Origin of the sequence: Plantactinospora sp. KLBMP9567, from assembly GCF_033446045.1 — a bacterium.
Taxonomy (GTDB): domain Bacteria; phylum Actinomycetota; class Actinomycetes; order Mycobacteriales; family Micromonosporaceae; genus Plantactinospora.
The window spans coordinates 24,333-50,137 of the sequence record NZ_JAWQRR010000066.1; the positions used below are offsets into that span (position 1 = coordinate 24,333).

Genomic DNA, 25,805 nt, shown 5'->3' on the forward strand with positions numbered 1-25,805 from the left:
AGACTCTGGGGAGGGTGGGGATGGGATTGGACGGGCGGATGAACGAGGCGGGCTGGGAGGCGCTCGCGCTGGAAGAGCTCGGCGAACTCGGGTGGGAGCCCGGGATCGGTAAGGACGTCGCGCCGGGATCGGGGCAGCGACAATCGTGGGCCGATCTGGTGCTCATCGAGGACCTCCGTGCCGCAGTCGAGCGCCTCAACCCCGACCTGCCGCCTGTGGCAGTCGCCGACGCGGTGCGGGCCGCCACCGATGTGGCCTCCCGGGAGGCACTCGCCGAGAATCGGGAGGCACACAAGCGGCTCGTCCACGGGATCCGCTCGGTCGTCTACACCGACGCGTTCGGCGCCGAGCACAACCCCACCGTACGCCTGGCCGACCTGCACGACCCCGACCGCAACGTCTACCGGGCGATCAGCCAGGTCACGGTCATCGACGGCGACGCCCGGCGCCGGTTCGACATCGTGCTCTACCTCAACGGCCTGCCCGTCGCCATCGTTGAGCTGAAGAACGCCGCCGACGAGAACGCCACCCTGCCCGGCGCGCACGCCCAGCTCCAGACATACCTCGCGGAGTTCCCGCTGGCGTTCCGGCATGTCGTGCTTTGCCTGATCTCCGACGGGATCACCGCGAAGTACGGCACCCCGTTCACCCCCTACGAGCACTTCGCACCGTGGAACATCAACGACGAGGGTGAACGCGTCGACACCAGCTCCCCCGAGTACGACGGCCCGGAGGCGCTGACCGTTGCCCTCCACGGCCTGTTCAACCAGCGGCGTTTCCTGGAGTTGACCTCCGGGTTCGTCAACTTCACCTCGACGACCAAACGGATCGCCAAGGCCCATCAGCACTTCGCCGTCATCCGGGCCCTCGGGTGCATCGTGCGAGCGGCGCAGGGCGATGGAAAGGCGGGCGTCGTCTGGCACACCCAGGGCTCCGGTAAGTCCGAGGAGATGGTGTGTACGGCAGCGCTGACCGTCCGCCATCCTGCCCTGAAGAACCCGACCATCGTGGTGCTCACCGACCGGACCGACCTCGATGACCAGCTCTTCGACACGTTCCAGGAGAGTCAGGGCCTGCTTGGTCAGGAGCCGATCCAGGCCGACAGCCGCGCCGAGCTGCGGTCAGAGCTGTCGAACCGGAACGCCGGCGGCATCATCTTCACGACGTTGCAGAAGTTCGGGCGTACAAAAGAGGAACGGGAGGCCGGAAGGCCACATCCGCTCCTCTCTGACCGCCGCAACATCCTGGTGATCGTTGACGAGGCGCACCGCAGCCACTACGACAGCCTGGACGGCTACGCCCGGCACCTGCGCGACGCGCTGCCGCACGCCACCTTCATCGCCTTCACCGGCACCCCGATCGCCACCGCCGAGGTGAACACCCGCGCCGTCTTCGGCGACTACATCGACGTGTACGACCTCAAACGTGCCGTCGACGACGACGCGACGGTACGCGTCTATCACGAGCCGCGGATCATCCCGGTGTCGCTGCCACCGGAGATGGATCCGGAGAGCATCGATGAAGAGGTGGAGAGGCTCACTGCCAGCCTGGACGACGCGGAGCGGCGCAAGGCCGAGGCGTACGTGACCACCATGAACACCATCTACGGCGCCCCCGACCGGGTCGAGAAGCTCGCGAAGGACCTGGTCGAGCACTGGGAGAGGCGGCGCGAGCTGATGCGTCCGCAGCTCGGCGTGCCGGGCAAGGCCATGCTCGTCTGTGCGACCCGGGAGATCTGCGTCCGCGTCTTCGACGCCGTCAGGGAGCTGCGGCCCGACTGGGCGGACCCGGCCGTCGACAAGGGCAAGATGAAGATCGTCTTCCACGGTGTGCCGAGCGACAAGGAGGTGCTGCGCCCGCATCACCTGCGCCCGTCGCAACAGAAGACCGTCCAGGCCCGCGCCAAGGACCCGGATGACGAGCTGGAGCTGCTCATCGTGCATTCGATGCTGCTCACCGGCTACGACGCACCCCCCATCCACACCATTTACATGGATCGGCGGATGAAGGGTGCCAACCTGATGCAGGCGTTGGCGCGGGTCAACCGGCGTTTCCGAGAGAAGCAGGACGGCCTGCTGGTGGGCTACGCCCCGCTGACCGAGAACCTGCGGAAGGCGCTCACCGAGTACACCCCCAGCGACCAGGAGGACCAGACCCTCGGCAGGGAGATCGACCGGGCGATCAGCGAGGTGCACAACGAGATCTCCGTCATCGAGGCCATGTTGGCGCCGGTGAAGTGGCGGGCGATCCTCGACGACAAGAAGAACCCGACCCGCTGGCTTCGGGCGGTACGGAAGGCCGCCAACTTCCTGCGCGACCCGCGGACCCCCGGCAACCTGGCGGAGCCAGGCGCGAAGCCGCTGCATCAGCGGTTCCGCGAATCGGCGGGCCGGCTGGAACGCTTCTACGCGCTCTGCGCCACCAGCCGCGACTTCATCGGACGTGCCGGCGACATCCAGCGCCTACGCCGCGACATCCACTACTTCCGCGACGTCCGGGTCTGGATCGTCAAGGAGGAGGCCGCCGACCGGGAGGCCAAGGGCCTGCCCAACACGGCCGAGGTGGAACGCTACCTGTCCCAGCTCGCCGCCGAGGTGGTTGACGCAGCCGACATCACCGACATCTACGAGGAGGCGGGTCTCGGCAAGCTCGACATCACCGAGCTCAACGGGGTGGCGTTGCAGCGCCTGCAGAACTCGGAGACCCCGCATCTGGCCGTCTCGGCGCTGCGGCGCCTGATCCAACAGAAGATGCGCGAGGTCACCAAGCACAACGTGGTCCGCCAGGAACGCTTCTCCGCCCAGCTTGAAGACCTGATGAACCGCTACATGCGTCAGCAGCTGACCAGCGCGCAGCTGATCGTCGAGCTGGTCGAGCTGGCCAAGGAGGTGTCCGCGGACGCCCGGCGCGGCCAGCGGTTCGACCCTCCGCTCAACCACGCCGAACTGGCCTTCTATGACGCCGTCGCCCAGAACGGCGCGGCCACCGAGCTCATGGGGATCGGCAAACTGGCGGAGATCGCCCGGGAACTGGTCAAGTCGATCCAGTCGTCGATCACGGTGGACTGGTTCTCCCGCGAACCAGTACGCGCCAAGCTCCGTACCCACATCCGCCGTCTGCTGGCCCGCTACGACTACCCACCGGACCACGAGCGTGCCGCCATCGACCTGGTCATCCGCCAAATGGAGACCTTCGCCAACGAGTGGACACCCGGCGGGCAAGCGTCGGAGCGCTGACAACGCCACAGGATCGCCAGGCACTCGTATACGACGATCAGATTGGACGTGAGATCTCGAAGGCACAGCCCCAGGAGAGAGTGACGCCAGCCCCGCTGTGGCCGTAGTTGTGGATCACCCTGGCGCCATCGAGTTGCTCTTCTTCGATCCTGACGTTTGGCCGTGTGGGGCGTAGGCCGACCCGGTGCTCGACGACCTGGACGTTACGGAGACGTGGCTCGATTTCCGCGCAGCGGGCAAGTATGGCCGCAGCAGTGCCTGAGTCGGGCTCCTGGCTACACTCACCAGGTTGGGCGGTGCCGCCGAGGACCAAAGTCTCGCCCTGCGGATAGAAGTGCAACAGGTCGGGCGAGAGCCCGGTGTCTTCCGAGAAGAACTCCGTGATGCCGGGGTTCTCGACCACGACGAGTTGCCCGCGGATCGGGGTCAGGTTGGGGTCGGGTACGAGGTCGCGGGCGCCCATTCCGGAGCAGTTGACGATCAGTGGGGCAACCTGAACGGCCTCGCCAAGTGCATCGATTCGACGGATATCGATCATCCCACCGGCTGCCTTCAGTCGTCCGCGCAGGTAGCCAAGGTAGACCGGCATGTCGACCAGCGGTGCCCTGTACCGCCAGCCGGTGGCAAAGCTGTCCGGCAGTTCGCTCGGCTCGCACATCCGGAACCCGTCGAGCTGATCGCCCCACTCCGGCGGTTCGACGGGCTTGCGGGACGCCTCGATTCCGGAGACGAGCCGGACCCCGGTCGCCGGATCGGTGGCGAGCTGCCGCAGCACGTCGAGTGTCTGGGCGCTCCAGACGCGTACCCGGTCGACGGGTTCGACGAGGTAAGGGCCCCACATCGCGCCTGCGGCGTACGAGGTGGTTCGCTCGGGTGGCTCGGCGGCCCAGATTTTGACCCGTAGTCCGGCTTCGGCGAGGCAGACGGCGGTGGTGAGGCCGGATACGCCGGCTCCGATGACCAGGGCGTCGAAATCGGTGCGGGTCATCGTTTTACCGTAGTGTCAGGTTGGTTGGCGCGCGAGCGCGTTCTCAAGGTCGGGGAGCAGGTCAGAGACGCCCTGGTTCCGCTTCCGTCGGCGGAGTTCCTGCGCGAGCGTGCCGAGCAGGGCGGTGCTACGGGGTGAGCGGACTTGCTCGAGCCGGGGCAGGGCCATCCGCGTTACGGTACAGGCGTCGTCGAGTTTGCCGTGGGCGGTGTAGCCAAGAGCGAGCCAGGCGCCTTCGTAAAGGGCCCGCCGCTGGTAGGGCACGTCCGATCGACGGGCGTACGCGCCGGTCCGCAGGAGTGCCTCGCCCTTGCGGAGCAGGGCTTTCCCGTCGCTTGCTCGCCCGTTCGCCACGACCTGCCGTCCGGCGAGGATCATCGCGTAGCCGACCTGGCAGTCGAGGTGGTTGGGAGTCAGGTAGTACATCCACTCCGGGTCGCAGTCGGGATGCCGCCTCGCGAGGTGGTCACGGGCTTCCGTCCAGGCATGCTCGCACTGGTCGACCTGCCCGGCGGCGGCGTGGGCGAACGCGAGGCGGGACAGAACGGATGCCTGGACGCTCGCGGCAGACCGGTCGGCGACCCGGCGGGCGGCGCTGCCGAGGCGCAGGCCGTCGTCGGCGTCGCCGTGTGAGGCGGCCTGGAAGGACAGGTCGGCCAGGATGTGCGCTTCCATGGCCCGGTATCCGGCGTCATGGGCGGCGCGTAGGCCGGTGAAAAAGTAGCGCTGGGCGAGACCCTGCTGTCCGGCGTCGAATGCCTTCCAGCCGGCGAGTTGGGCGAGGTCGGCGAGGGCGACCAGGAGTCGGCGGGTCGTGGCGTCCGTGTGGCCGCCGTCGCGGAGTACGAGCAGGACCGCGCGGACCTGGGCGCCGACGTAGCCGAGGCCGGCCGCGCCGCCGCGCTCGTCGTCGAGCAGTTGTAGGCGCGGCACGCTGGCTTCGATCTGGTCGACGAGAGGGTCGTCCGGTGTCGCGGTCGGAAGGGCGGTCCCGTTCGCCGGAAGGTGCAAGCCGAGGTAGATGTTGACGGCCTGGGCGAGGGCTGCCCCGGAGACGGAGAGGAACATCCTCCTGTCCACCAGTCCTCCCAACAGCCAGTCCTCGGCGACCAGCATGGTGCTCGCGAGTGTCCACGGCCCGTCCATGCCGGTGCTGGCCGCCATTACCAGCGTGCCATCCGCGGTGTCCAGCTGCCCGTGCCATAGGTCCCCTGCGGTCACGATGCGGCCAAGGCGCCGGGAGATGACGTACGCGGTCAGCGCTGGCAGCGGCGGGCGGGGGATGCCGCCGGCATCGCGCCAGTGGTAGGGCGCGGTTTCGGCGAGTGTGCCGGGTCCGAAGAGTCGGTTGATCTCTCGTGCGAGGGTGCGCGGGGTGAGGCCAGCTTCGGCCATGTGCGCGGCGAGGGTCTGGTTGGTGCGGTCGGGTGGCGATCCCATCGACTCCTCCGCAGGGTCAACCGACAGTACCGCGAAGGTACCGGATCGTGTTGGCCGCTGTGGCCCATGGAATTGACGCTCTTGACGGTTCTATCCCCTGCCCGAGCGGTGCCGGTTCGCGGTCTGCTGAATGCGTCCCCGCCGGCGCACCGCCAGGAAGGCTGCGCCGGCGGGTGAACCCCGACGGGCGAGCGGAGGACCTGATGCGTACTTCGGCGATGACCCAGACCAAACCTCCATGGGACTGGGAGTTCGACTGGCACCTCACGAACCGCTGCAACTTCTTCTGCGAGTACTGCCACCCGCAGATCCGCTACGTGCTCAACCGCAAGCACCTTGACGAGCCGGCCCCGGAGCTGGTAGTCCAGCGCTTCGACGAGCTGGGCAAGGTCTGTCTGGTGCACATGTCCGGTGGCGAGCCGTTCATGTTCCCCGGCTTCGTCGAGCTGTGCCGGGGGCTGGCCGGAAACCACTTCATCAGCATCAACACCAACCTCGCTTCCGACGACGTAACGGAGTTCGCCGAGCGTGTCCCGGCGGGCCGGGTGGCGAAGATCGTCGCCGCGATCCACCAGCCCGAACGCGAGCTGCGCGGTCTGGAACTCGACGCCTACGCCCGCAACTACCTGATCCTGCGGCGCGGCGGCTTCGACGTCACCGCCCTGTACGTGCTGTACCCGCCGCTGCTCGGCCGGTTCGCCGCCGACCTGGACCGGCTGCGCGAGCTGGGTGTGGACCACGTCCGGGCCAAGGTGTTCAAGGGCGTGTACGAGGGCGTCCGCTATCCGGAGGGCTACACCGACGAGCAGAAGGCACTCGTCTTAGCCAACTCCGGCGAGTACGTCTTCAACCGGCCCTACCTCGACGGGATGCTCTCCTTCCGAGGCCAGGCGTGCACCGCCGGTGTCACCTCGTTCAAGGTCACCGTCACCGGTGACGTACGCCGATGCGCTTCCGTGCCCACCGGCTACGGAAATCTCTACGACGGCACCTTCCGGCCCGCCGACGTCAACGAGCCGTGCCCCGCCAAGCGGGTTCTGGTCCTGTCGCAGTGTCTGTCCTACCTCGTCGACCCTCCAGCCCGCCCTGAACCGGGCGTCGACCCGGACGACCTCTGACCTTCGAAGGGCCTCCCATGCAGATCTCGATCCGTCATGCCTGCGACGACCCGGACGACCAGCCGTTCGACGTCGCCGAACGCAAGGGCATCGGCCACCCGGACAGCCTCGCCGACCTGGTCGCCGACGCCTTCTCCCAGCGCTACTCGTCCTGGTGCCTGCGCGAGTTCGGTGCCATCCCCAACCACTGGGTCGACAAAGTGAACCTCGTCGGCGCCGCCGCCGACGTCCGCTTCGGTGGCTTCGATATCCTCAAGCCGGCCGACTGCTACCTCTTCGGGAAGATCACTGACCAGGTCGGTGACACGCAGGTGCCGATCGAGGAGATCTTCCGGGCCGTCGTCCTCGACGTCCTGCCGGCCGCGCTCGGTGACCGCCGCATCCTCGAACACCTGCGCCTGCACATCAACAACACGCGCGGCACCGCCGTCGACCACGACCCGAGGTTCTACCGCCCCGAAGCGGCGCTGGACATCAACGCAGTGCTCGCGACGGAGTCCGTCGCCAACGACACCGTGGTCTGCGTCGGCACCAGCCGGCGCGGCCTCGCCGCCGATCTCGCGATACGGCTCGAACGGCGACTCACCAGCGAAGGATTCCGGCAGGTCGTGGCTACTGCCGGGACCGACGTGAAGGTCATGGTGGTTCGAATCGGCTCCGCGCTGGAGGTCACGGCTGCCGTGCCGTTCCATCCCGAACTGGTCGGCTCATGGCAGGCGTACCGAGAGACACTCGGCGAGGCGCAGAGCATTGTCTCCGCCGAGCTGAAGTCCCTGCTCGACCAGGATTCCCGAGCCCGGGACGTGACCGGCCTGTCGCTGCACCTCAACACGAAGGATGTGCCGGGTCGCGGCTATCTTGCACCGTTCGGCACCTCGCTCGGCAAGGGCGACTGCGGCGCGGTCGGGCGCGGCAACCGGTACAGCGGCGTCATCGAGCCGCTGCGCCCGGCGAGCGGCGAGGCGCCCGCCGGCAAGAACCCGGTCCACCACGCCGGCAAGATCTACACCGCCATCGCCGCCGAAGCGGCCGAGCGGGTGCTGGCCGAAACCTCGGTGTATGCCGAGGTCACGATCGCCGCCCGCAACGGTGGCCAGCTCGACGCTCCGGCACACGTCCTGGTTTCGGTGGACCGTGAGGTCGACGCCATCGCCGAGGCCGAGATTGAAGAGGTGGTGCGGCGCGTCGTCGCCGGGGCCTCGACCTTCGCCACTCGCTTCCTCGCCGCCGAACCGCTGGCACGATTCCGGGACGGAGCCCCGCTATGACGACGAAGACCCTGTCCGAGGTGCACCAACGACACATCGCCGCCCTCCGCGACCAGCCCGCGGTCATCGACGCGGAAGGTTTACGCATCGGCTCGCAGTACGTGATGTTCTTCGCCGAGGCCGACCTGATGCGCGAGCACGTCACCCGCCTCACCGAGGGTTTCACCCGCCCCAATGTGTTGGAGGTTGGGCTCGGTCTCGGTGTGTTCGCCGCCCAGCTATCGAGGCGTGAAATCGGCTCGTACACGGCGATCGAACCGCACCCCGGCGTGGCGCTGATGGCTCGCACGCGGGTGGTCGAAACCCTCGACGCACCGGCACGGGTCTACGCCGACCCGTGGCAGCTCGTGACGCTGCCGACCGGCGTCTTCGATGCGATCATGTACGACACCTGGCCGCCGGACGGACACGCTGACTCCGACTTCGCCGAGTTCGTCGCCGACGTCGCGTTGCGCTGCCTCCGTCCGGGTGGCCGGTTCAGCTTCTTCCACAGCGGCACCTCGATCGGCCCGGCCCGCCGCGCGGTCCTCGACCGGCACTTCGCGGCCTGGACCGCCAGCCCGCACACCATGCCAGCCGAGCAGACCCCGCCGCACTGGACCAAACCCAGCCGAGACTTCCTGATCCCGATCGCCATGAAAGGCGGCGCCTGATGACATCGCCGATCGCGCCGGCGGTCTCCGCGCAGCAGATTGACCGGTTCGCCACCCACGGGTACCTCGTCCTGCCGGACCTGATCCCGCCCGCCACCATCCAGGACCTGCGGGTCGAGGCCGACACACTCCTCGGCCACCGGCTCGCCCGGATGGTCGCCACCAGAACGCTCGACCCACGCGTCACCTGGTGGCGCCTGGCCAGCGGCGACCCGTACGTCCTCAAGGTCAAACCTGTGGTCGACCTGTCCCCGGCCGCCACGGCGGTTGCCGACAGCCCCGGGCTGCGCGCCGTCGTCGCCGACCTGCTCGGCACGCCCCCGACACTGATGGACAACAAGCTCATGTACAAGCAGAGCGTCGACATCACCGCCGGATGGGCGGCGCTACCGGTGCTCGGCGAAGAGGTCCGCAAGCACACCGACGCCGCCTACTACGCGACACGCGGCTACCCCCGGGTGCTCACCGTCGCCGTCTGCCTCGATCCCTGCACCGAAACGGCCGGTGCGCTGCGGGTCTGGCCCGGCAGCCACCGCCACACGATCGAGATGATCCCGACCGACAACCAGGGACCCGTCGTACCCGACACCGCCGCGCCCGACACCGCCGCCGTGACTCTGATAGCCGAGCCCGGTGCGGTCCTGATCTGGGACGCCGCCCTGGTCCACGCCAGCGGACCGAACACCTCGGGCCACCCGCGCCGGCTGCTCGTGCTCGGCTACAGCCCCGCCCGCCCAGACGACGGGAAACCGCGATGAAGATCCTCATGCTCGGCGGCACCCGATTCGTAGGCCGGCACATCGTGGAGGAATGCCTCCGACGCGGAGACGACGTCACCGTGCTCTACCGGGGCCGCTCACCATCGCCCTTCGCCGGAATCGCCCACCACGTCCTGACCGACCGGCGCGCACCAACCCTCGAAGCCGCCGCCGTCCTCGCCGAACCGTGGGACGCGGTCATCGACACCAGCGCCCGCGACGTCGACGACCTGCGCCAAGTCCTGCCCCTGATCGGCAACGTCGGACAATACATTCTGGTCTCCACCTGCGGGGTTTACCGCAGAGCGCCCAGCCGACACGGCCTGACCGAACGGGCCCCCACGATCGAGGCTGACGTCTCCCACCCGGTACACGCCTCCGCCACCCGCAAGCTCCGCTGCGAGCGATACCTTCGACGCCGCCTCGACCGAACCAACACACCCCTACTCATTGCCCGCCTCGGCCTGGTCATCGGCCGATACGACGACAGCGATCGCCTCGCCTACTGGCTGGAACGCGCGCTGCGCGGCGGCGACGTCCTGGTCCCGATGGACGACCGCCAGGCCATCCAACTCATCGACGCCACCGACGCCGCCCACTTCCTGCGCAACGCCGCAGCCCGGCAACTTACCGGCGTCGTCAACGTCGCCGGCGCCCGAACCAATGCCCGAACCCTGGTGGACACGGTCCTGACCCGTGCTGGCCGAGCCGTCACCGCTTGCCGGGTGGGCGAGGCCTTCGCCCTCACCCACCGAGTACGCCCATGGACCGAAATCCCGCTGTGGCTGCCCGCCAGCAGCCCCGAACTGGCGCTCATGTCGGTCGACAACAGCCGCGCCACCAGCGCCGGCCTCACCCTCCGACCCCTGCCCGACAGCATCACCGATGCGCTCGGCTGGCAGGCGCTACGACGCGGCTGGTCACAGCGCTGGCTCGATCACGCCCGTGAGCGGAACCTGATCCAGCGGTGGAGGGGATGAGGCATGCTGCCCTACACCCAACCCGCGCCGTACCACTCGCAATGGGGCGAGGACCGCTGGCTCGCCGAGAACTATTATCTCCCGGCGCACGGAGTCTTCGTCGACATCGGCGCGGGTGACGGCGTACGTGGCAGCAACAGCCTGTACTTCGAAAACCTCGGCTGGCGCGGACTCTGCGTGGACGCCGACCCCCGCAACCACCAACAACTCCGGCAGCGCTGCTGCGCCGTGGACACCTGCGCGGTATCCGCCACCCCCGGGCTCTGGCCATTCGGCATGTACACCCACAAACCCTCGTGGTCTGGCCTGCAACGGCGCGGCACCGACTACCAAGAGATCCTCGTCGCCTGCCGGCCTCTGGAAGACCTCCTCGACCAGTGGTGCATCGACCAGATCGACCTGCTCAGCATCGACGTCGAAGGCACCGAACTCGACGTCTGGGACTCCTTCGACCACACCCGGCACCGGCCGACCATCGTCATCGTCGAATTCGACAACGACCACCCCGACCGGCAGCGCCGCACCATCCAGCGCCACCTCGGCCCAGACACCTACGAACTGGTCCACGAGACACCAGCGAACCTCATCCTGCTCCGAACAGACCGACCATGGCGGCGACGCCAATGAACAGGCCCGGACTCTCGATCAAGCAGCTACTACCCGCCGGCAAGGTGATCGTTGTCTGCGGTCGCGCCGACGACGCGGCAGCCTGGCAAGACCTGCTCGGCCCAACCCGTTGCCTTGCCCTCGCCCTGGACGACGCACCGCCCGAAACCCGACGCCGGACGCTGCGCGGCGCGTCCGAACAACTCGCGTGGCAACACCACGCCATCGCCGGGCTCGACGGCTCCGGCTGGCTCGCCGGGCCGGCGGACGCTTTCGACCCCGACAACACCGCGACGCTCGTCTTGCCCGACCCGCTCGATCCGCCGCGTGCCGGCATCCGGAGACGGATCGGTGTCAGGCCGCCTGCGTGGCGGCTCTTCGAGGACAAGACCGTGGTCGACACGCTCTGGGACGCCGCCGGTGTCCCCCGAGCACGGTCGATCGTCAGCGACGGCACCGCCGATCTCGCCATGCTTGGAGCGATCGTCGATCAAGGCACCGGAGTCGTCTGCTCCTGTCAGCGAGTCGGTGCCGGACCGTCGGCCGGCGGCGACGGCATCTGGTGGTGGCGCAACGGTCCACCACCGACAACCATCCCCACCGAGCCCGGAACCTGGCGAGTTCGGCTGATGCCGCTCCTCGAAGGAGCCCCGATACGCCTGCACGGCCTGGCCCTCACCACCAGGGTCGTCCCCTTCCCGCCCATGGAACTTGTGACGCTTGCCCGGCCTGAGCGAGGGACTTTCCTCTGCGCTGGTGCTGTTCCCACTCTCGGTCACGCTGCCGACCTCGTCGCCCAGACCGAGCAGATCGGGACTGGTCTGCGCGAGCGCCTCGGTTACTGCGGCGGCTTCTCCGTTGACGGCATTCTCACCGCCAGCGGGTTCCTCCCCACCGACTTCAACGCCCGGCTCACCTCCGCTATGGAGGCGGCGCCTTCCGAACGTCGAGTCCTGCTCCACGCGGTCAATCTGCTCGCGAGGGATGGATTCGAGCCCGACATCAGCGCTGTCGAGGAACTGGTGGAAAAGACCTTTACCGCAGGCACCACCTGCACGATCTTTGGTGCCGCCACGCACGCCGACGAGACGGCCTCTCGGGTAGCGCTCCGTTGGGATGGCGACCGGCTGGTCGCCGATCCGAGGGGGGCCGATGGAGCTCTCGTCCTCACCCCGTCCACGCGCGGCTGGCTGCTGACCGCGACCCTTGCCACCGACCGGCTCCCGATCGGTGGCCGGGTCGGACCCTGGGCGCCCGAGGTCTTCCGGATCAGCGACGAGGCCCTCGGCACCAACTTCGGCCACCTCGCACCACCATTCGACACGCGCCCTGTAGTAGCCCGATCCAGCTCTACGTCGGTGAATCGCTTTACAGCAGCCGAAGTAGCGCGACGTACCTCCGCGCAATAGGGCCGCATGAACTCGCAGACGAACGGTGATGGGATTGCAGCGCATGACGACCGAAGGTATTTGAGCGCGGTCGCGGCCAGATGAGGTATTCGGAGCCTTGTGTCGCCGCTGACTCGACAGATTCCCATCGTGACCCAGGATCCTCGATGCCCGGCAACGCCGAATCGACCCGCCGTCACAGCCTGACTGCACCCTGGTAGGTGGTGGGCTTGAAGGATCCTCGGAATCTACACGTCGCCTTTGGTGCGATGAAGGTGCCCGCCCAACGGGTCTACTCGTCTCCGGGGAGTTTCAAGGGCTCGTCTTCGTTGGACGGAAGCAGCTGAAGAATTTGACCGGAAGACGTCATGAGGTAGCGAATTTCGGTGTCGCCATCCACTCTGGGTGGGGAGACCTGGGCACGGAGCTGCTCTTGCCGGGCCACCACCGATTTGTCGGAGTCGTACCATCGGCCCTTGAGTTCGATTTGGGTGAGGCGCTCGGTCAGTCCAGCCGAAATTGTGTCAGCCTCGTCCAACTGATGCACCTGCGACTCCAAGAACTTGCGCAGCGCGGCGAAAGGGTTATTGGGGTCGGCAAGGGCGTTTGCTGCAGCGTCGGCGACCATTGCCTTGCGTCGTATCGCAATGGCTGCTCGCGCCAAGTGAAGCTCCCGGAAGAAGTGGTCCGCTTCCTTCACCTTTCCGCCGAGCGCGTCCTCCAGCCGTCGATAGTCGACCTTGCCGTCGGCGTCCGCTAGTTCGTCGATGACACTGCGGAACTTCTCCAAGAACTGCTGAGAGCGGTGGAACTCGTCGTACGCGCTCTTCAATGCAAGCTCAAGATTCGGATTGCGGCCGTCAAGCATTAGACTGATCGCGCGGGACAACTGATCATCTGCGGATCGTTGATCCTTGATCCGTTCGATGTAGTGGCGCTCCTCTTGCCGGCCGAGGATGGCCTCGACTCGCCGCTGATGCGCCCGCTGTTCACGTTGAGTCAACATTTCCATTGCCATGACGGTTCCGGCGACGGCCAGGACGGGCCAACCGGCTGCAACTGCCCCGCCGGCTGCGACAGGCTTCAGCACGGCCTGGTTCGTGATCCTCCTGCCACTGCGGGCAAATCCTCTGAACCCGGAGGTTCCGGCGGCTTTTACGAGCTCTGCACCCTTCGGCAGCACTACACGAAACAGTGTCGGACTTTCCGGGTTGAGGGCGTTGACTATCCCGACCATCGCCTGTTGAGCCGCCGCGTTCACGGGCACAGTGCGGAATTTCGCGATGTCCGACTCGCTCACCGGGTAGTACTCAACGGCGACTGGCACTGCTGCGGCTTCGAGTGCATCCCAGATCGCAGTCGGCGTCGAGCCGGCGGATCGGAAAACGTCATTGGGAACCAAAAGCCCTGCTGGAGGAAAGTCGAGGTCACTTACGGAGATGGGGCCTGACACCACTCCTGTTCGCGGGACACGGGCCCGTCGCGAGAATCGCCAGATGAGCCCTGCGGCGATCACTGCGATGGCCACGACGGCGATCAACGTAGGAAGCATGACCATGAGGCTAGTCATGTCATCCAACAGATGGTGGTGTGGCAGACACCGAACGCCTCATCCGGTCATCGGCTACTTGCGGCGACGTCTGCTGCTACGTCATCAGGTCAAGCGGTCGAGTGCGGTTCGCAGGCGAGCCAAGGTTCGTTCGCGTCCGAGGACTTCGATCGACTCGAACAGCGGCAGCCCGACGGTGCGGCCGGTCACCGCGACCCGTACCGGCGCCTGCGTCTTACCGAGCTTGAGTCCCCGCTCGGCGCCGATCGCCTCCAGCGTGGACTTGAGCACCTCGGCTCGCCACTCGCACGTCTCATATGCCCCGACCACGGCGGTCAGCAGCGCCGGGGCGTCGGCCTTCATGGCCTTCGCCCACGCCGCCTCATCGGCGACCGGCTCATCCAGGAACAAGAAGTCGATCATCGGCACGATCTCGGAGAGAACCGCGATCCGGGTCTGCGCAAGTTCGGCGACAGCAGCGAACGCCTTAGTGTCGTACGCCTCCGGCCGCCACGGCGCGGAACCAGCGCTCAACCACGGCTGGCACGCCTCGACAAACTCCTCCACCGACAACGCCCGGATGTAGTCCCCGTTGAAGGCCCGCAGCTTCTTCACATCGAAGAACGCCGGCGAGGGGTTGACATCCTCCAGCCGGAACTCCGCCACAATGTCATCCCAGGGCAGAATCTCACGGTCACCCGAGGGTGCCCACCCGAGCAACATCAGGTAGTTCCGCATCGCCTCGGCGAGGTAGCCCTCGGCGCGGAAGTCCTCCAGGGCTACCCGGTCTCGGCGCTTGGACAGCTTCTGCCGCTTCTCGTTGACCAGGATCGGCGCGTGCACCCACACCGGTGGCTCAGCTCCCAGCGCCTCCGACAGCAGCTGCTGCTTCGGCGCGTTCGGCAGGTGCTCCTCTGCCCGGATCACGTGGGTGATGCCCATGACCATGTCGTCGACCACGTTCGCCAGGAGGAAGACCGGCGACCCGTCGCTGCGGGCGATCACGAAGTCCTCGATCAGCGCGTTGTCGAAGGTCGGCTTGCCGCGTACCAGGTCGACGATCACAGTCGAGCCATCGCCCGGCGTACGGAACCGCAACGCGCGACCTTCCCCGGCGGTCAGTCCACGGTCCCAGCAGAAGCCGTCGTAGCCCTTGTGCTCGCTGCCCGTCCGCGCGATGACCTGATCCCGGGGGCAGTCGCAATAGTAGGCGCGCCCGGCGGCGAGGAGCCGCTCGATGGCCTCGCGGTGGTGCTGGGCGTAGTCGGACTGGAACAGCGGGCCCTCGTACTCACTCGGGCCGATCCCGAGCCACGCCATCGCGTCGAGAATGCCCTGGACCCACTCCGGGCGGTTCCGCGCCGCGTCCGTGTCCTCGATCCGCAGCACCATCGTTCCGCCCGACTGTCGGGCCAGCACCCAGTTAAACAGGACGGACCGGGCATTGCCGACGTGGAACATGCCCGTCGGGGAAGGCGCGAAGCGCACGCGGAGATCGGAACTGGCCACGGATAGCAGGCTACCGAACCACCGAGGTACAGCCTTACCTATATCCGGCTCGAAGCTTCCAGGATCGGGAAGCCGCACTCGTCCCGGAGGGCCAGCGCAGGCATGATCGGCTTGCCGCTACCCGGCTTGGCTACTTGCGCCACCAGGCGGCCCTGCCGCGCATGCCGTGGTGCCACGTGTCGGCTTGGAGTCGGGCGTGGTCGATGACCTGCTGGTCGCGTTGTGAGCGGTACTCGCGGTAGGGCTGGAGTGGGTTCCAGTCGCCGGTGAAGGGCCGTAGGTCGTCGGGCTCGGGCTCGATGTCGAAATCGATGCCGGCGAGGGCCTGGTCTCCTCGGGTGGGGTCGAGGCGGTCGGCGGCGGCTCGTGCCCACGTAATCCATCGGGTGCGGTTCTCGGAGTCGGCTGGTTCGTCGGGCGCGGCTCGTTCGAGGGCGTCGCAGAAGGCGCGGATCTCGCTGGCGGAGACCCAGGAGTCGTAGGCCCGCCGGAATTCCTTCTTGCGGAGGAGTTCGGCGGCCTGGGGGCGGGCCTCGTCGAGGGCTGTCTGCCAGCGGCGACGCTCCTCAGCCCGCTGCCTCTCCTGCTCGGCGACGTATTCATCATGGGCTCGCTTGGCGGCCAGCTTCGCTTCCTCATCGGCGACGATGCCGGCCTCGACGTCTCGGACGATTCGAGATAGGCGTTTCTCCAAGGTTGTGCGCTTGTCGTCGGTCCAGGTGTCCTTCTTGTCCCAGCCGGCACGGGCGATCTCCATGCGCAGACGACCGGAGGCCACCCGGTCGGTCTCGGGAAGCACCAGCCACCGGTTGCGCCGCAGCTTCCGGGCCTCCTCGTCGGTAGGAACGTGGGGGACTTCGTCGTACTCCTCAATCAGCCTGACCCTTCGACGGGTCTTGTCGACTTGGAGGTAGACGGAGGGGTTCTTGGTCTTGGTGTTCACCCCGACCCGGTGGCCTCGTCGTCGGGCCTCGGCGGCGAGGCCACGAATCAGGTCCAGCGCTCTGGGGACGGATGCTTCCGTGACCTCCAGCCCGGCCGGGTTCTTCTCCAGGGCGGCGAAGACGAGGTTGGGGTCGGTGGTGACGCGGCGGGTGTTGAGTCGGATCCGATTCCAGTCCGTCTCATGTGGGGTTTCGTCGTCGGACAGGCGGATGATCAAATCCCCGGCGGCGCGGCCGGTGTGCTTGAGATGGAACCCGGCAGGTACGAGGCCGTGCTGCTTGGCCGCGTGGATGACCCGCCGATACAGTGCGCGTTCCTCGGGATCGGGGCTCTCGACTCGCACGGTTCCGCCTTCGGCTTGGAGGCGTTCGACGAGTTGGCGGGCCTGCTCGACCGTCGCGGCGGCTGGGGGCCGCGTCGAGCCGCCCGCGGTGGTGGCCTCATCGGGTCGCGACCGGGCCGCGGCCGACTCACCTTGCTGGGCGGTGACTGTGGCCCGGACGCGCTGTCGGGGCGCCGTCGTGCCGCCCGAGAGGCGGTCGGGGTGGTCAGGGTGAATGCCGTTGTCGAGGTAGAACTGGCCGGCGTCGGTGATCTGGGCCCGCCACACGCCGCCTCGGCGGCTGATGTCGACGAGCCGACGGGTCTGTAATGCCCGAGCCGAGTGACGCTGGTCAACCCCTTCAGGGCCGCTGAGGTCGTCCCCGTCGCCGATTCGCCGCAGCAACAGCAGTTGATGTTCCTTCAGCGGATCCCATCTCTGCACGCTCTCGACCTTCGACGGCTACGACCTGATCCGCAAGGAACGACACCCGCCTTCGTCTGGACTCAGAAGGACTCAGACGCACGGGGCAGGACGCAGCAGCACAGGGAAGGAAAACAGTCAATAGCCGTTACCGTATCGTTATCCTCAAGGGGATTGACCTGGGATGGGTTGCCGGGGCGTACTGGATGGGCGTTCCCGGCGCGGCCCGCTGTTTCGGTCGCGTCACGTCGCGGGCGGCACCTCATGTGGTGGCGCCTGTCGTCGTTCGCGGCACAGACAAAGCTGCTGCCGCCGGCTCGGGGCGCGCAGCGATGGGAGGACCGCTGATGAAGGACTTTACGCCGGCGAGTTAGCCGCCGCCCACGGCAGGAGCTGTCGCGACTGTCGTGGCGAGTCCCGCCGACGCGCACCGCGGCGCTGACACTGCCGTGAGGACCGTCGGCACCGCTCAGGTCGTGCCCGACTCCGCCGCCGCCCCTGTTCCCATCGACGACGACCCGTCTGTCAGGTCGCCGCGACTTCTGCTGCCCGAATTCCGGTCGGCCCCTTGCGGGGCCGGCTTGTTCGTTGACACCTCCACAGTGACACCTGACCTCCGCATCTCGAGATCCGCCCGGCCGGGCGTTACCCGGCGCGGATACGCCTGCCCACCGTCACGACGCCCACCACGCTGTCCCGTCCATTCCGTGGACGAACCCCTTCTCACCTTGGAGTACACCCTGTCCACGCATCCACTCTCGCCGCCGCTCGCGGCTACCGCATCCTCGACATCCCAGGCTGACAGACCCGGCCTTGCCCTCCTGTTGCCGGTCCCGCCGGGTCTCCTGCTTCACGTCCCGCTTCACCCGGACCCCCCAACGGACCCCGACCTTCGTCTCACACCGCAGGTCAGCGCCTCTGTCCAGACTCGCTGGCCTGCTGCGACTGACCCTCTCCACGGGTCTCTCCCCCGGGGAAGGCGGTGACGGATGGCTGATCCGGTGCTGCGGGTCCAGTCCCAACTCACCACCCGTGACCTCGTCCTGCTCGGCTGGCTCGCCGACCACGGGGTCCTCACCTCCTTCCAGATCGCCCACGCCCTGTTCCCCTCGGTCGACTACGCCCAGGAACGCCTCCGCGCCCTCACCCAGGAATTGGGGGTGGTGGACCGGTTCCGGCCACAGAGACCCGATGGCGGTTCCTACCCCTACCACTACGTCCTCGCCCAGCTCGGCGTGGAAGTCGTCGCCGCGCAACGCGGCGACGAACTACCCCGCAAAGACCGCGCCCGCAAACGCCGCTGGCACCTCACCCAGCGGGCGAACCTGCCCCACTTGCTCGGCGTGAACGGCTTCTTCACCGACCTCGCCGGACACGCCCGAACCCACCCCGGCAACGCACTGCTGCGGTGGTGGCCGGCAGCCCGCTGCCAGCAGACCGGCGCCTTCGCCGAACCCGGCGACGACGTCACCGCCTTCGCCTACACACCCAGGTCACGGCCCGACGGGCACGGCATCTGGACCGAAGACGGACAGCGAGTCCCCTTCTTCCTCGAGTACGACCTCGGCACCGAACGGCCCCTGTCCCGCCTCGTCGACAAGATCCACGGCTACCACGACCTCGCCCACATCACCGGACGCTTCTGGCCGGTGCTGTTCTGGCTACCGTCGCCACTGCGCGAGCGGCACCTGCATCAGGAACTCGCCGCCGCCGGGGTCCGCTACCCGGTAGCCACCGCAGTGCACCGCGAAGCCACCGGCAAAAGCCCGGCGGAGGCGGTGTGGCGGCTGCACCGCGCCGCTGTACCGCCGCTGCGCCTGGCCGACCTCGCACCGCTCGACAGCGACTCGGGAGAGGATGCCTGAACGGCAAACCCCGCCAACCGCAGACCGGTCACGCCCTGTACGCGGCGCACGGGCGCGCACCCAGACCGCGTCCCGACATCCAGCCGGAGCCCCGACAGCGGCAGCACCAGCCCCTGACGGCTGGAAATCGCGGAGGGTACCTCCGTTATCGGGGTGACAGCAATGCCCCGATCTGTCAGCCGCTCACGGCATCCCACCATGAGTTTTCCCCTGAGTCGCTGACAGATCCAAGACTTCCGTTGACAGATCGCGGAGGTAGCGTCCGCGACCCAGCATTCAGAAACCGGCCAGCCGCCATCAACATGCTCTACCGCATCAACCGGATCGATCGCACAAATCCGCGTAGGAAAGGAAGACACATGAACGAAGGACTCCGACCCCAGCAGCGTCACACGCTTTTCGGAGGACCGTGGCCCACGCGCCCCACCACGAAAACAACGTCCGGAGCTATCCTGACGAACCGCATCCTGGTACCGCCGCCAACAACGGCGGTGCGAAAACTTCCCGCACCCACAGAAAGGAACCCAACATTCCCCTGCGGGTCGCGCGGATCGACACCGTATCCATGACCGCCGCCGACCTCGACAACGCCGCCGAAGCACTCGCCGTCCTGCTCAACCACTTCATCGACGACCACCCCGACCTCTTCCAGTAGCCAGCTTGACCGGTGGCGGACACCTCGGCCGCCACCGGTACCACCCCTCGACCTCGAAGGACACCACCAGATGACAGCCCCACCCCTTGCCCCGCCCAAGCGACGCGGACGACGCGCCCACCACGCCGACTCAACCGAGCGGCCCGCCGGACCGAGCCGGGTCAGCATCTACATCCGCCGCTCCACCAACGACGAACACCAACCCTTCTCCCTCGATGCCCAACGCGCCGCCCTCGAAAAATACGTCGCATCCCAGCCCGGCTGGACCATCGTCGCCGAATACGAAGACGACGCCTCCGGCGCCACCACCGAACGCCCCGGACTCAAAAAAGCCCTCAACGCCGCAAAAGCCGGCCTCTACGACGTCCTACTCGTCTACCGACTCGACCGATTCAGCCGCAGCGTCGCCGACCTACTCGACCTCGTCACCATCCTCGAAGCATCAAACGTCCGCTTCTCCTCCGCCACCGAACCCATCGACACCGGCGGACCATTCGGCCGCATGATGCTCCAACTCCTCGCCGTGTTCGCCGAATTCGAACGCAACATCATCATCGACCGAGTGAAGAGTGGCATGACCGCGAAAGCCAGCAAAGGCAAATGGGCCGGCGGCACCCGCCCCTACGGCTACCTCGTCAACCCCGACCACCGCCTCGTCCCGCACCCCGACGAGGCACCCATCCTCCGCGACATCTTCCGCCTCTACACCCGCGACCGCGTCGGCACCCGCGCCATCGCCACCACCCTCAACGAACGCGGCGTCCCCAACCGGACCGGCAAGAAGTGGTCCGGACACACCATCAACCGGATCCTGGACAACCCCGCCTACGTCGGAGACATCGCCTACCGCGACATCTACGTCCCCGACGCCCACGACCCGCTCATCGACCGGGACACCTTTCAACGCGCCCAGGACATCGCCGCAGCCCGTGGCGATGTCCAGACCCAGCGAGCCATGTCCGACTCGGACTACTACCTCAGCGGCCTGCTGACATGTCCCCGCTGCGGACAGCGGTACATCGGCACGTCCGCCAAGGGACGAACCCGCCGCTACCGCTACTACACCTGCTTCACCCGCACCCGCTACGGCAACCACGCCACCTGCACCGCACCCCGGCTACCCGCTGACGAACTCGACAGTGCCGTCCTGCAGGCGCTGTACGACTTCTACACCACCGCCGAACCCCTCCTGGTCGCCATGATCGAACGCGCCCACACCCAGCGCCACACCACCACCGACGACCACGGCGCCGAACTCACCGCCGTGGCCAACCAGATAGCCTCCGCCGAGGCCAGCATCTCCAGGTACCACACCGCATTCGAGAACGGCACCATGGACGACACGACCGCCGGACCCCGCATCCGCGAACTCCGCCAACGACTGGCCCAACTCCACACCCGGCACGCCGAACTCGAAGCCGGTCTCGCCGCCCAACCCGCGCCACCGGCACCCGGCACGATCGCGATGATCCGCGACTACCTCAGCACGATCATGGCCAGCGGCAGCGACACCGAGCGCAAGGCTGCCATAGAGACCCTCATCGCCGAAGTCCAACTCACCGACCAGGGAGTCGTACCCGTGTTCAAGATCCCCACCGACACGACGATGCCCCCGCCCAACCCGGACGGGGGCACTCACGAGGAACAACCACCGGTTCGCACAATGGTGCGGTCGGTGGAGCCGAGGGGACTCGAACCCCTGACCCCCACACTGCCAGTGAACCAGCCAGCCTGTCGGAGCCCGCCAGGCAGTGCCGGATCATGACGAACGCGCACGTCACTGGCCCAGTCAGAGTCCGGACCGCATCGGCCTCCGCCGGGTCTTGCCAGACCGTCCGTGAGACGGTTGTGAGATATCACGGCCATCCGGCCCGGGAGGGGCGCTGGGAGATCAACAATTAGCCCCCTCCCTCTTAGCTAGCGGCGGGCGTCGAGCAGTTGGTCGAGGGTCACTGCGGCGCCGATCAGTGAAAGATGGCTGAACGCCTGCGGGAAGTTGCCGGTCTGCTCGCCGGTCGGGGCGATTTCTTCGGAGTAGAGGCCGAGCGGGCTGCTGTAGGTGAACATCTTCTCCAGCACCAGCGTCGCGTCGTCGAGGCGTCCGGATTGCGCCAGGGCTCGGACGTACCAGAAGGTGCACATGGTGAAGGTGTTCTCCCTGCCGGGAAGGCCGTCGGACGAGGCGGCCGGATCGTATCGGTAGACCAGGCTGTCGGAGACGAGTTCCGCGTCTATGGCCGCCAAGGTTGACTGCCAGATCGGGTCGGTTGGTGCCACGAATCCCACCGCTGGCATGGCCAGCAGCGCCGCGTCCAGGACGTGGCTCGCGTAGTGCTGCACGAAGGCGCGGCGTCCGGGATGGAAGCCACGGTCCATGATCTGTTCGTAGATCTGGTTCCGGGTGTTCGTCCATCGGCTGGTGTCGCCCGGTCGTCCGCGCTCGTGGGCGAGGCGGACGGCGCGGTCGAGGGCTACCCAGGACATCAGGCGTCCGAAGGTGAAGTCCTGGCGATCGCCACGCGCTTCCCAGATCCCCTGCTCGGGCTGGTCCCAGTTCTCGCAGAGCCAGTCCACCATCCGCACGGTGCTCAGCCACTCCTGGTGTGAACTCATCAGGCCGTGACTGTCCGCGAAATGCAGAGCGTCGAGCGCCTCGCCGTAGATGTCGAGCTGCAGTTGGCCGACCGCGCCGTTGCCCACCCGCACCGGTGCTGAGCCCCGATACCCCTCAAGGTGGTCCAGCACCTCCTCGGCGAGATCCGGTGAGCCGTCGACGCGGTACATGATCTGCAGCGGTACGCCGCTCTCCTCGGCGTCCCGGATCCGGTCGTCCACCCATCGCCGGTACTGCCACGCCTCGTCGGTGAAGCCCAAGCTGAGCAGCGCGTACACGGAGAACGACGCGTCACGGATCCACGTGTAGCGGTAGTCCCAGTTCCGGCTTCCACCGATTTGCTCGGGTAGCCCGGCGGTGGGGGCGGCGATCACCGCGCCGGTCGGTGCGTACGTCATGAGCTTGAGCGTCATCGCTGACCGCTCGACCATCTCCCGCCAACGGCCGGTGTAGCGGGAGCGGCCTATCCACCGCTTCCAGAAATCGCGGGTCTGCAGCAGCATGTCGCTCACTTCACCGGGGCTGTAAAGGCGCGGCCGGTCGGGTGTCCCGCCGGTTTCCAAGACCACACCGGACTGCTCACCCTCACGCAGCACGAAGGTCGCACCCACGCCCCCCGCCTCGCTCCGCTCGCGCGGCCGCTCGCCAATCCGGGATTCCGGATATCGAATGGCGCTCATCATGAGGGAGTATGCGGGGGTGCGGAAAACCTCCCCCTCGAGGCACATGTCGAGCTCGTGCGGATCCCTGCCGTAGTTGAAGCGGGGCTCGACCTGGAAGCGGAACCGCATGACTCCGCGGACAACCCGCACCATTCGCACCAGGCGGTGACGATCGGTGGGACGATCCCCCGCGACGGGCATGAAATCGACGAGTTCTCCGACGCCGTCCGGACTGACGAAGCGGGTGATCAGAATCGGAGTGCCGGGTAGATAAAGCTGTTTGCTCACGTACTCGACGCCCACGGGCGATGCCTGGAAGTAACCACCCCTGTGCCGGTCGAGCAGGCTGCCGAACAAGCTGGGCGAGTCGAATCGAGGGGCACAGAACCAATTCACTGTCCCGTCTGCCGCCACCAACGCCGCGGTCTGCAGATCGCCGATCAGGCCGTGGGTCTCCACCGGAGGGTACAAATCCACTAAACCTCCTCATCTCGTCTGAGTCACGGATACCCCGGACCCGACCCGACACACCACGTTGCGCCGCCGGGTCCGCGGATGCCGTCAGCACATACGCTGGGCACGCCATCCGCGCTCTGCCAGCCGGGGCCGCGAGCGACTAGACACATCCGCAGGAGCGGCGACGGTCAGGGGTCATAGGGAGTGTGACGACGATTTCCGTGTTTGGGCCCGTGGTGTGATCGAGGTTGTTAGATGGTGATCCGGTCGCCGTAGGCGAGGATCAGGGCGTTGAGGGCCTTGGCCCAACCGTAGACCTGGCCAGTGATACTCCCTCCGCCCTTACGTTTCTGCTGGACGACGAGGTGTAGGACCTAGTACTCCAGCAGGAGATCTGTTTCAGGGTTCGGTGAAGGCTTGTCTGGCGTAGTGACTGGTCTTGGCGGCGTCTTGGTGTCTGCGGCGGTAGATGGACCAGGCGATTGCATCGGCGGTGCGTCGGGCGGGTTCGATGACCAGGGCGTGGAACAGGCGGCGTAGCTCGTTGACGGTGATCGCGATCAGGCCGTGTGGGCTCGGGGTGCACAGGGCGGTCGCGGCTGCGAGGAAGGCGTGTGCGGCGATGACCAGGGTTGTCCAGCGGTGCCAGGCTTTCCAGCGGCGGTGCTGATGCTGGTCGAGGCCGAGTCCGGTCTTGGCGGCCTGGAATGATTCCTCGATGCTCCACCTGCGGCCGGCGACGGTGACCAGGTGGTGCAGCGGCACGAGGTGCGGTGACCAGCAGCGGTAGAACGCCAGCTCACCGTTGGTGCGGTTGCGGCGGATCAGCAGCCAGTGATGGCCGGCGTGCTGGTCGGCGGCCGCGGGCAGGGTGACGAATGCCCAGTCGTAATAGCGGTGCCCTTTCGCGCCCTCGCCTGCCGATATCCGTTGCCAGGCATGTGCGGGCAGGCCGGCGGCGATCTGGTCGGCGCGTTGAATACCGAGGCCGGTCGGTGCCCGGTGCGAGCAGGCGACGGCCAGGACGTAGCCGAACCGATGCCCTCGTAGCGCCGTGGCCAAAGCAGGGTCGCCGCCGTAGGCCTCGTCGCCGGTGACCCACCGGCAGAGCAGCCCGCCGGTCACCGCCGACTCGATCAGACGGCGGGCCAGCTGCGGTTTCGTGGCGAACCCGACATGCTCGGGCACGCCCGCTTCCGCCCGCCGCTGCGGGTCGTCGGACCACGATTTCGGCAAATAGAGCGCGACGTCGACCAGGGTGTGCCCGAGCGGTGAGGCATAGGTCAGATGCACCGCGAGCTGGCAGTTCTCGATCTTTCCGGCGGTGCCGGAATACTGCCGTTGCACCCCGACAGTGTGGACGCCCTTCTTGAGGTCGCCCGTCTCGTCGATCACCAGCACCGCGTCCGGGTGACCCAGCCGGCGGGTCACGAAGTCTCGGACGTCGGCACGCACCAGCGCGTCGTCCCAGCTGGCCCTGCCGATCAGATCCTGCATCCCGCCCGGGTTGTCGTCGCCTGCGTGCTCGGCGATCGTCCAACAGTTCTTCGTCGGCAACGGCGCCAACAGGCCGGCCACGAAGTCCCGGACCCGTCTGCGCGGCTCCGGCCGGCTGAAACGTGCTTCGATCGGGTCCATCAACTCGCCGAACAGCTGCGACCATCGCCGAGCATCTACCCTGTAGGCGGCAGCCACCGCCGCATCCTGATTGGTCCTCACAAACCTCAGGCTCGACGGTGGCTGCTCGCCGTCCACGGACAAAACCACACCGTCACCGCAGGCCAGGTTCTGTCCGTGGGCTGCTCGACGAGGAGTAACCGCCGATCAGGCGGGCCCAGTGAAGATGTCATAGTCCCGGCCGTCGGTCGACGCCGCGAACCGGCCGACCGCCTCGAACCCGAGGGATCGCACCGCCTTCTGCGCGCGGACGTTGAACGCGGCGATCGTCATCCGGAACACCTGCGGCGCGAACTGCCGTGCGCCGAACGCCAGCCCGGTTCTGATGGCCTCCCGGCCCAGGCCGCGTCCGGTGAGCTCCGGCCGCAGCCCTCCGCCGGTGTCGAGCGCCGCCGCGTCGTAGACACCGCCCGGCACCCGGCCATCCGGACCGAACGAACGAAAACCGATCAGCCCGCCGTCGTCGACCAAGGCGTGGAAACCGCTGGCGGGATCGACGAGGAAGTCCGGGGCGACCCCGGTCATGTCGTAGCAGTCGTAGGGCGCCGGGTACTGCCAGGTGACGATGTCGGCCGCGTACTCCGCCGTCATGGGCACGATTCGCACGGACACAGTCAATGCACCGGCCGGACGGGAGTCAAGCCGACCACCGGTTCCCGACGGCCGCGACGGATCTCCTGCTGGAGTACTAGA

The 25,805-nt window shown here is 67.4% G+C and carries 18 protein-coding genes; 10 read left to right on the forward strand and 8 right to left on the reverse strand.

Translation table 11 applies throughout. The annotated features are described in order from the left end of the window. Positions 1 to 20 precede the first annotated feature (20 nt). Positions 21 to 3,236 (forward strand): type I restriction endonuclease subunit R, encoded by a 3,216-nt coding sequence (locus tag R6Y94_RS43625; protein ID WP_318403194.1) that lies wholly within the window; start codon positions 21 to 23, stop codon positions 3,234 to 3,236. A gap of 37 nt (positions 3,237 to 3,273) precedes the next feature. Here R6Y94_RS43625 and R6Y94_RS43630 read toward each other — a convergent pair whose 3' ends face one another. Together R6Y94_RS43630 and R6Y94_RS43635 are read right to left on the reverse strand one after the other, a co-directional pair. Continuing rightward, positions 3,274 to 4,224 carry an FAD-dependent oxidoreductase gene (locus R6Y94_RS43630; protein WP_318403196.1) on the reverse strand — a complete coding sequence of 317 codons (951 nt, stop codon included), beginning with the start codon at positions 4,222 to 4,224 and terminating at the stop codon, positions 3,274 to 3,276. A gap of 15 nt (positions 4,225 to 4,239) precedes the next feature. Continuing rightward, on the reverse strand, positions 4,240 to 5,664 hold the full coding sequence (locus tag R6Y94_RS43635; protein WP_318403198.1) for a carph-isopro domain-containing protein: 1,425 nt from the start codon (positions 5,662 to 5,664) through the stop codon (positions 4,240 to 4,242). 218 nt (positions 5,665 to 5,882) lie between these two features. Here R6Y94_RS43635 and R6Y94_RS43640 point away from each other — a divergent pair, with 218 nt between their 5' ends. Genes R6Y94_RS43640 through R6Y94_RS43670 form a run of 7 tightly spaced genes read left to right on the forward strand, consistent with a single transcriptional unit; the run spans position 5,883 to position 12,456 of the window. Next, the gene (locus R6Y94_RS43640; RefSeq protein WP_318403199.1) at positions 5,883 to 6,782 is read left to right on the forward strand and encodes a radical SAM protein; all 900 of its coding nucleotides are present in this window, start codon (positions 5,883 to 5,885) and stop codon (positions 6,780 to 6,782) included. A 17-nt stretch (positions 6,783 to 6,799) separates the two neighbouring features. Beyond that, a complete protein-coding gene (locus R6Y94_RS43645) occupies positions 6,800 to 8,050 on the forward strand; it encodes a methionine adenosyltransferase (RefSeq protein WP_318403201.1) in 1,251 nt (416 codons plus the stop codon). After that, positions 8,047 to 8,703 (forward strand): class I SAM-dependent methyltransferase, encoded by a 657-nt coding sequence (locus tag R6Y94_RS43650; protein ID WP_318403203.1) that lies wholly within the window; start codon positions 8,047 to 8,049, stop codon positions 8,701 to 8,703. The genes R6Y94_RS43645 and R6Y94_RS43650 overlap by 4 nt, the downstream gene beginning before the upstream one ends. Then, entirely contained in the window at positions 8,703 to 9,461 is a 759-nt protein-coding gene (locus R6Y94_RS43655; protein WP_318403205.1) for a phytanoyl-CoA dioxygenase family protein, read from the forward strand. The genes R6Y94_RS43650 and R6Y94_RS43655 overlap by 1 nt, the downstream gene beginning before the upstream one ends. A gap of 8 nt (positions 9,462 to 9,469) precedes the next feature. Next, positions 9,470 to 10,441, forward strand: a complete 972-nt coding sequence (locus R6Y94_RS43660) for an NAD-dependent epimerase/dehydratase family protein (protein WP_318403220.1) — start codon at positions 9,470 to 9,472, stop codon at positions 10,439 to 10,441. Positions 10,442 to 10,444: 3 nt separating this feature from the next. Beyond that, positions 10,445 to 11,068: an FkbM family methyltransferase gene (locus R6Y94_RS43665; RefSeq protein ID WP_318403207.1), complete on the forward strand. Its 624-nt coding sequence runs from the start codon at positions 10,445 to 10,447 to the stop codon at positions 11,066 to 11,068. Continuing rightward, positions 11,050 to 12,456 (forward strand): hypothetical protein, encoded by a 1,407-nt coding sequence (locus tag R6Y94_RS43670; RefSeq protein ID WP_318403208.1) that lies wholly within the window; start codon positions 11,050 to 11,052, stop codon positions 12,454 to 12,456. Before R6Y94_RS43665 ends, R6Y94_RS43670 begins: the two co-directional genes overlap by 19 nt. 271 nt (positions 12,457 to 12,727) lie before the next feature. On the opposite strand, the gene R6Y94_RS43675 is transcribed toward R6Y94_RS43670, so the two are convergent. The 3 genes from R6Y94_RS43675 to R6Y94_RS43685 all read right to left on the reverse strand — a co-directional run bounded on the left by R6Y94_RS43675 (position 12,728) and on the right by R6Y94_RS43685 (position 17,204). After that, positions 12,728 to 13,987: a hypothetical protein gene (locus R6Y94_RS43675; protein WP_318403210.1), complete on the reverse strand. Its 1,260-nt coding sequence runs from the start codon at positions 13,985 to 13,987 to the stop codon at positions 12,728 to 12,730. Positions 13,988 to 14,089: 102 nt separating this feature from the next. Continuing rightward, complete coding sequence (gene gltX, locus R6Y94_RS43680) at positions 14,090 to 15,493, reverse strand: glutamate--tRNA ligase (RefSeq protein ID WP_318403212.1); 1,404 nt, start codon at positions 15,491 to 15,493, stop codon at positions 14,090 to 14,092. 130 nt (positions 15,494 to 15,623) lie between these two features. After that, positions 15,624 to 17,204, reverse strand: coding sequence for a hypothetical protein (locus R6Y94_RS43685; RefSeq protein WP_318403213.1), 1,581 nt, complete (start codon positions 17,202 to 17,204; stop codon positions 15,624 to 15,626). A 968-nt stretch (positions 17,205 to 18,172) separates the two neighbouring features. Between R6Y94_RS43685 and R6Y94_RS43690 the strand changes: the two genes are divergently transcribed. Both R6Y94_RS43690 and R6Y94_RS43695 read left to right on the forward strand, forming a co-directional pair. Further along, positions 18,173 to 19,048, forward strand: a complete 876-nt coding sequence (locus R6Y94_RS43690) for a replication-relaxation family protein (protein ID WP_318403215.1) — start codon at positions 18,173 to 18,175, stop codon at positions 19,046 to 19,048. A gap of 725 nt (positions 19,049 to 19,773) precedes the next feature. Next, positions 19,774 to 21,468, forward strand: coding sequence for a recombinase family protein (locus R6Y94_RS43695; protein ID WP_318403217.1), 1,695 nt, complete (start codon positions 19,774 to 19,776; stop codon positions 21,466 to 21,468). 152 nt (positions 21,469 to 21,620) lie between these two features. Here R6Y94_RS43695 and R6Y94_RS43700 read toward each other — a convergent pair whose 3' ends face one another. The 3 genes from R6Y94_RS43700 to R6Y94_RS43710 form a co-directional block, all read right to left on the reverse strand. Continuing rightward, positions 21,621 to 23,456: a glycoside hydrolase family 15 protein gene (locus R6Y94_RS43700; protein ID WP_318403218.1), complete on the reverse strand. Its 1,836-nt coding sequence runs from the start codon at positions 23,454 to 23,456 to the stop codon at positions 21,621 to 21,623. A 378-nt stretch (positions 23,457 to 23,834) separates the two neighbouring features. Then, entirely contained in the window at positions 23,835 to 25,073 is a 1,239-nt protein-coding gene (locus R6Y94_RS43705) for an IS701 family transposase (RefSeq protein WP_318396683.1), read from the reverse strand. 186 nt (positions 25,074 to 25,259) lie between these two features. Continuing rightward, the gene (locus R6Y94_RS43710; protein WP_318396684.1) at positions 25,260 to 25,718 is read right to left on the reverse strand and encodes a GNAT family protein; all 459 of its coding nucleotides are present in this window, start codon (positions 25,716 to 25,718) and stop codon (positions 25,260 to 25,262) included. Positions 25,719 to 25,805 lie beyond the last annotated feature (87 nt).